Source organism: Acidobacteriota bacterium (assembly GCA_038040445.1).
In the GTDB taxonomy this organism is placed as follows: Bacteria; Acidobacteriota; Blastocatellia; order UBA7656; family UBA7656; genus Onstottus_A; species Onstottus_A frigus.
Map to the genome: position 1 here is coordinate 45759 of JBBPIG010000026.1, position 6898 is coordinate 52656.

The 6898-nt window shown below is 56.5% G+C and carries 7 protein-coding genes and 1 tRNA gene; 2 read left to right on the forward strand and 6 right to left on the reverse strand.

From position 1 onward, the window contains the following. Positions 1 to 290 precede the first annotated feature (290 nt). Together AABO57_23220 and AABO57_23225 are read right to left on the reverse strand one after the other, a co-directional pair. Positions 291 to 1622, reverse strand: a complete 1332-nt coding sequence (locus AABO57_23220; GenBank protein MEK6288640.1) for a sigma-54 dependent transcriptional regulator — start codon at positions 1620 to 1622, stop codon at positions 291 to 293. Between the two features lie 85 nt (positions 1623 to 1707). Beyond that, the gene (locus tag AABO57_23225) at positions 1708 to 3216 is read right to left on the reverse strand and encodes an ATP-binding protein (protein ID MEK6288641.1); all 1509 of its coding nucleotides are present in this window, start codon (positions 3214 to 3216) and stop codon (positions 1708 to 1710) included. 291 nt (positions 3217 to 3507) lie between these two features. On the opposite strand from AABO57_23225, the gene AABO57_23230 reads away from it, so the two are divergent. Together AABO57_23230 and AABO57_23235 are read left to right on the forward strand one after the other, a co-directional pair. Next, the gene (locus AABO57_23230; GenBank protein MEK6288642.1) at positions 3508 to 4245 is read left to right on the forward strand and encodes an SIMPL domain-containing protein; all 738 of its coding nucleotides are present in this window, start codon (positions 3508 to 3510) and stop codon (positions 4243 to 4245) included. A gap of 55 nt (positions 4246 to 4300) precedes the next feature. Further along, on the forward strand, positions 4301 to 4447 hold the full coding sequence (locus tag AABO57_23235) for a hypothetical protein (GenBank protein ID MEK6288643.1): 147 nt from the start codon (positions 4301 to 4303) through the stop codon (positions 4445 to 4447). Positions 4448 to 4532: 85 nt separating this feature from the next. On the opposite strand, the gene AABO57_23240 is transcribed toward AABO57_23235, so the two are convergent. The 4 genes from AABO57_23240 to sucD form a co-directional block, all read right to left on the reverse strand. Then, positions 4533 to 4607 (reverse strand) — tRNA-Gly (locus AABO57_23240). 33 nt (positions 4608 to 4640) lie between these two features. Beyond that, positions 4641 to 5357: an NCS2 family permease gene (locus AABO57_23245; protein ID MEK6288644.1), complete on the reverse strand. Its 717-nt coding sequence runs from the start codon at positions 5355 to 5357 to the stop codon at positions 4641 to 4643. 160 nt (positions 5358 to 5517) lie between these two features. Continuing rightward, entirely contained in the window at positions 5518 to 5784 is a 267-nt protein-coding gene (locus AABO57_23250) for a hypothetical protein (GenBank protein ID MEK6288645.1), read from the reverse strand. Positions 5785 to 5845: 61 nt separating this feature from the next. After that, positions 5846 to 6739, reverse strand: coding sequence for a succinate--CoA ligase subunit alpha (gene sucD, locus AABO57_23255; GenBank protein MEK6288646.1), 894 nt, complete (start codon positions 6737 to 6739; stop codon positions 5846 to 5848). Between the last annotated feature and the right edge of the window lie 159 nt (positions 6740 to 6898).

A 6898-nucleotide genomic window follows, 5' to 3' on the forward strand; every position in this document is an offset into this window, starting at 1 on the left:
GTGGAGCCGAGCGTCCAGCGCATGAGATCCAAGACGACTTTGCAGCCGAGCGCCTCAATCATTCACTCGCCTCAGCTAGAACGCAAGCTGTGACGCTTTCCCGCGCTGCTGAAGATTCATCAACGTCATCAGGCAGTCAAGAACGCATTGCTGTGGGGCAAGGCCGCGGAAGGAAATTCTCGCTGGTCAAATAGCAAGGTTCCCGCTGACGATCAATTGCCGAGCTGCCGATCGTTCCGTTCACCGGGTACGGTACTGCGCGAAGATGCAGCGACCAGATGCCGCTGCCGTCATTCCTTAGAGGCCTTCTTAATTCCAAACTTTTCAAGCCGGTACTGAAGCGTGCGAAACGAAAGTCCGAGCAGCTTGGCTGCGCGTGTGATGTTCCAGTTGGTCTGCTCCATCGCTTGAGTAATGAGCGACCGTTCCACTTCGTCGAAGGAGATCCCTTCAGGCGGCAGCTTGAAGTTGAAGGCTGCTGCTGATGTTCCTTCTTGACGGATCTCGACCGGCAGGTCTTCCACCTCGATCTCGTTTCCTTCGCATAACAGTATTGCGCGCTCGATAGCGGACTCGAGCTGGCGCACGTTGCCCGGCCACGAGTAGCTCATTATCAAATTGCGCGCGCCCGCAGTCAGCCCTAGGATTGCACGGTGGGCGCCGGCAGCATGCTTGGCGATAAAGAAGTCTACCAGCGGCGGAATGTCGTCGCGGCGATTGCGCAGCGGAGGGATCACAATCGGGATGATGTTCAAGCGATAGTAGAGGTCTTCACGGAAACGTCCGTCTTTTACCATCGCCTCGAGGTCCCGGTTGGTAGCTGCGATGACCCGCACGTCGACCTTGATTGGCCTCGTCCCGCCCACTCGCATGATCTCTCTCTCCTGAAGCGCGCGGAGAATCTTGGCCTGCATGCTTATGTTGAGGTCGCCGATTTCATCAAGGAACAGAGTACCCTGGTCGGCAGTTTCGAACTGGCCTTTTTTCTGCGTGTGCGCGCCGGTGAACGAACCCTTTTCATGACCGAACAACTCGGACTCGATAAGATTCTCATTGATCGCCGCGCAGTTCACGGCTTGAAACACCTCGTTTGCTCGTGGGCTGGCCTTGTGAATAGCGCGAGCGACGCGCTCCTTTCCGACCCCAGAATCGCCGCGGATCATCACCGTTGAGGAGGAAGCCGCCACCTTCAGGATCATCTTCTTAACGCGTTCCATCTCTTCTGACTGACCGATGATCTCGTCGTCGATTCGGTTCAAGCGGCCGAGTGCGTTTTGAACCACCTTGAGCAACTGATCACGGTCAATCGGCTTCTCGAGGTAGTCGAACGCGCCGCCGCGGAGGGCTTCCTTTACCGAGTCGACTGAGCCGTGCGCCGTCATCATGACCACGATGATGGACGGGTCCAGCTTGAGCAACTCGTTCAAAAGCATCAGCCCATCCATTCCGGTCATCTTGTAATCGGTGAGCACCAGATCGAATTGGTTTTCGCGTGCGAACCGCAGGGCTTGCTCGCCGCTTTGAGCGGCTGTCACCCGGTAGCCATCGTCTTCGAGAATTAACGTATATATTTCGCGCTGGTTCCTCTCGTCGTCTACAACCAGCACTTTGTTTCTTGCCATATCTAAGCCTCTCGTGGGTTCCTAGCCGGTCGGATTCGATCCACCCACCAGGCCACTTCTTAAACCTAATCCAGACACTGAAGTCTCAACCTTCAACTGACGCTTTGGCTGGGAGCTTGACGATGAAAGTGGCCCCCCGATGCGCCTCGCTTCGTACCTCGATCGTGCCGTGATGCTCCTCAACTACGGTCCTGGTCACTGCCAGCCCCAGGCCAAAGCCCGCCTGCTTGGTGGAGAAGTAGGGCTCGAAGATTTTACTCAAAGCTTCCTCGCTGATGCCAACCCCGGTATCGCTCACCGTTACTTCAACTGTCCCGTCCACCTTGGCAACGTGCGCGCGGAGACACCCACCAGCAGGCATTGCCTGAAGTGCGTTAATCGCGATGTTCGAGAAGCACGACTTCAATCGCTCGCGGTCGCCTCGCACCTCAACGGGCGATGGATCTCCTTCAAGCGTTAGTTCAACGCCCTGTTCTTCAGCTTGCGGGCGAACGAGCGTAATCGTTTCATCGACTAGTTTGCGGATGTCGACCGTCTCGACTGCCAAACGCGCGGGACGCCCGTAATTGAGCAGGTCGCTGACGAGACGCTTGAGCCGCGCTACCTCGTCTCGGATCGAAGCGAGTATGCGCGTGAGTTGTTCTCGCCGTTTCTCATCCTCGGGAGCGTACTTCGTTGCGACGTGGTCAATCGACAGATTTATCACGTTGAGCGGATTGCGAATCTCGTGCGCGACAGCCTGGGTGAGTCTTCCGATTGCCGCCTGGCGCTCGGCGTTGTTCAACTTCTCCTCGAGCTCGCGCTTTGACTTCAACCCCGCGATCATCTCATTGAACGTGCTTGCAAGCTGTCCTACCTCGTCGCGTCGCCTGATATCGACCTGAAAATCCAGATCACCGGCAGCAACGCGCTGCGCGGCGCTCGCAAGTTTTTGAATCGGCCTCGTAAAGCTCCAGCCGATTATTACCGCGATCGCCAGCGCGAGCATCAGAAGCCCAGTAGTAACCAACAGCCTGACGTTAGACAGTTCCCGGCTTCTGTCCGCCAGCGTCCGCGAAGCATTATCGATTTGGTTTATGATTGCTTGTTGCTTCGTGACGATCACTATCCAGTACAGTCCCTTTGAAGAGGTGAAGGGTATGTCATAGGTCTTGAACGAACTGCCCTGAATCTCGACTTGGCCCTCGACGGGGTCTCCTGGGTTTTCTTGAATCACTTCAGTATCGGGAACTGGTATTGACCCGCCTATCTTCTCTTCGAGGGTCGTATCGCTGACGGCGCCGTGTTCATCGGCAACGATTATGTGCTGCACCGTTTCTGGGAGCTCAACCTCTCCAGCCTGAATTTGCTTGTAAAGATATCGTTCTGAATTCAGGTTCTTAATCGCCATGCCAATTGCTTTGGCAAAATCGCTGAAGCCCTTGTTAACCGCGTCCTTGACTTGCTCGCTTTGCTGAGCCACTTCCTCGGCAGCCCGCTTCTGCGCCCACTTGTCGAGCGCCAGCACGAGGACTATTGTGAGCAACAGAAACGAAGTAAGCAGCAACATCAGCCGCACGCGGAAGCTCATGAAAAACTTTACCCTGTCAGACATGACTTGAACCTTTGCGGTTTTGATGCTGCTTGAGCAATCCGATGTTGCGCCGGCGAAGCATCGCTCGTTGCATAATAGCACAAACCTTTGAGTGCTATGACGCGGGCGATGCTGCTCTATCACCGAGGCCGGAATGTCGTTCCCAGTCTTCGACTGAGACTCGCGGCGCTGCGGATGCCTTGCTGCGTCCATCGCTCGATAATAGAATGACTACTAGAAGCGGGAGTGGGCGTTTCGGTATTCGACAGATTCTAGCGCCCCAGATTGCGAGAGGCCTGCGAGGAGGACTACATGACTTACACGACCCGGAGTTCCATTAGATTCGCGATCGTTGGCTTGATCCTGAGTCTCTGCGGCAGTGCGGCGCTTGGGCAGGAGCCGGCTGACAAAACTATTCACCCTACGATCCGCGTGACCGGCGACGCGACTGTCACGGTCAAACCCGATCAAGCCGAGATAAGCATAGGCGTCGTTACCCAGTCGCAAACCGCGCAGGCGGCCGCCGCTCAAAATGCTCAGAAGCAGGACACAGTTATTTCCGAGCTCAGGAAGGTGCTCGGATCGAGCGCTGAGATCAAGACTATCAGCTACTCGCTCAGCCCAAACTATCGCTATCCGAAGGAGGGAGGGCAGCCGACGATTAGTGGCTACACCGCTTCGAATATCGTTCAGGTTAAGACCGCGAATCTCGAGCAGGTGGGAAAGGTGATTGATCTTGCGACCGGGTCGGGGGCGAACAACATTCAATCGCTTCGCTTCACTCTGAAGGACGAGCAGGCCGCGCGAACCCAGGCATTGCAGGAGGCTTCGACCAAAGCAAGGTCTAAGGCCCAGGCAATCGCTTCAGCGCTGGGGCTGAAGATTCAGCGCATCCTCCGCGTCGAAGAAGGGGGCCCGACGACACGCCCGATGATGGAGTATGCAGCCGAGCTTGGAGCTATGCGAGCTCAAGCCGCTCCTACTCCGATTGAGTCCGGCTCGATCGATGTTCGCGCGACCGTCACGCTTACCGTAGAGGTTGCTCCGTAGGCCAACGGCCTAGCCAAACTTAAAGTAATCTCTAAATGATAAGAAGGACGCGGTTGTGTCCGGACGGTTTCGAATCGAAGCTGAAGGCCACGAGTTCGTGCTTGGCCCGGGTGACATGCTTGAGATCCACGCCGGCGTTGTCCACAACGCTGAAGTCATTGGCAGCGTGACAGTCGTGAGCTTGGATGCGAGCAAGGGCTAGGGCATCACTTGAGGAACCAGCTCGCGACGCTGACATTCCCCATCAAGAGTCGCGGCGACGACCTTTGATGATTCACGTTAAGGAATGGAGCGGGTGACGGGGCTCGAACCCGCAACTTTCAGCTTGGGAAGCTGACACTCTACCATTGAGTTACACCCGCTCAAATCGCAAGTCTCAGTTGACCAGCGCTATGTTAGAGCGCGCTCACGATCATTGTCAATGAAGCCGTATTCAAGGCAGCCCCGGCACCGCATAGCGCGCGACAAAAAGGAACGCGAACACATAGATCAACCAGTGAGCCTCCCGGGCGCGTACGGTGACAAGCTTCAAAAGCGCATATGAGATAAACCCGAAATGTGTTCCCCGCCAAGCCGAACCCACGGTCCCAACCGCATCTGCCTTTTCGGGCCATCAAAACTACGGTCGCCGCCAGGCCGACTAAGGCAACCAGCGCAGGCTTGCTGCCGAGATGGCCAAGCGTGACAAACGTGTTCGGATCAAGGCGCACAAGCCCCGCCCACTCCATACCAATCAGAGTTATCAACAAACCTATTCCAACCGCGATTGCGGACTTGAGAGACGCGGGGACCGCTGCGACGATCAGCTCCCTTAGCCCAAACGAAGCAGTCGCAACAAAGACAATCCCGGAAACCAGCACTGCACCGAGCGCCGTTCGCCACGGAACCTTCATCGTCAACACGACGACATATGCAAAAAAGAAGTTGTGCCCCATCGCAGGGGCGACGGCAACGGGGTAGTTGGCTAGAAACGCCATCAGCACGGTCGCGAACGCCGTAATCAGACAAGTCGATGTGAAGACCGCACCGGAGTCCATTCCCGCCGCGCCAAGCACGACGGGCTGAACAAAGATGATGTAGGAACATCGTCGCGAAGGTCGTGACTCCAGCAAGCGCCTCGGTGCGAAGGGTAGTACCGTTTTCTTCGAGCTTAAAGTATTCGTTCAGCATCGACAGAGAGCTAATGTAAAATCATAATCTGGGGCTTAATTCTTATGACCGTGCGGGCTCTTCTTGGGCCGTATGGGTATTCCGCACTCTGGCTCCGCCGGTTCATTCGTCAGTGCGCCGCTTGGTGACGTGCGGCTTGAGCTTGGCGTAAGTATCGAGGACTTCTTGCTTGTGGTGCGGACTGCTCTTATCGAGGATGACGTGGCGGACCATGACTAAAAGCTTCTCGCGCTTGCCGGCGAAGCGGCCCGTGAGCGGGTTCTGACCGGTTACGTCCACCAACCCTTCTCGCACCCATTGCCAGAACTGCTTTTGCGTAGTCCAGAACTCGTTGTCATTGGCGCAGACTATTCTTGCCGTCTTCTTCACTTTTACTCTACATGCCATCCAAGCTGAACAAGCCGAGACTCCGGCGTCTTGACAGTTGATTCTACTCCCGGCTGAAGAGAACAATTCCTCCCAGCACTTCAGCGACGCGAGCACCGATGTCAGCGGGACTCCTCACGACGTGAATTCCCGCAGCTTCCATCGCAGTCATTTTTTCCGCGGCAGTTCCCTTCCCGCCTGCTATGATCGCGCCCGCGTGTCCCATCCGGCGACCGGGCGGCGCCGTCTGGCCGGCGATGAATCCGACCACCGGCTTGGTCATGTGATCGCGCACGAACTCGGCGGCCTGCTCTTCAGCCGTGCCGCCTATCTCTCCGATCATCACAACGGCATCGGTCTCGGTGTCATCTTGAAAGAGCTTGAGAGCGTCGACAAAATTCGTGCCGATGACCGGGTCGCCGCCTATCCCAATCGCTGTCGATTGGCCAAGACCGAGATTCGTCAGTTGATGTACCGCTTCATAGGTAAGCGTTCCACTTCGCGAGACAACTCCGACTCGACCCTCGGCATGAATGTGGGCGGGCATGATTCCGATCTTGCAGCGCCCAGGTGAAATTATCCCTGGGCAATTTGGGCCTAACAGCCGCGTCGTGCGATCACGCAAATAATGGAAAGCGCGAACCATGTCCAGAGCAGGTATGCCTTCGGTTATGCAAACGGCGAGTGCCAGCCCCGCGTCCGCTGCTTCCATAATAGCGTCCGCCGCAAAAGGCGGAGGAACATATATCACGCTTGCATTAGCGCCGGCCTCTTTGACGGCTTCCGCAACCGTGTCGAAGATCGGAACGCCCTCGTGTTCCGTTCCGCCTTTGCCTGGTGTCACGCCCGCGACGACTCTTGTGCCGTAGGCGATCATCTGGCCGGTATGAAAGGACCCTTCTTTCCCGGTAATACCCTGGACCACAACGCGCGTGTTTCGGTCAACAAGTATGCTCAAGTCAATCTCCTGCGGTTTAGCTTTCGCATGGATCCCGATGAACCTCAAAGGACGAGAATATACCATGAAGCGGTGAGAGGTGCCGAGTTGAAGCCCGACGGAATGCCCGACGGAATGCCCGACGGAATGCCCGACGGAATGCCCGACGGAATGCCCGAC

Excerpts from the sequence above, each read along its gene's own strand:
- AABO57_23220 (MEK6288640.1), bottom strand. The coding sequence starts at position 1,622 with ATGGCAAGAAACAAAGTGCTGGTTGTAGACGACGAGAGGAACCAGCGC.
- AABO57_23225 (MEK6288641.1), bottom strand. The coding sequence starts at position 3,216 with ATGTCTGACAGGGTAAAGTTTTTCATGAGCTTCCGCGTGCGGCTGATG.
- AABO57_23230 (MEK6288642.1), top strand. The coding sequence starts at position 3,508 with ATGACTTACACGACCCGGAGTTCCATTAGATTCGCGATCGTTGGCTTG.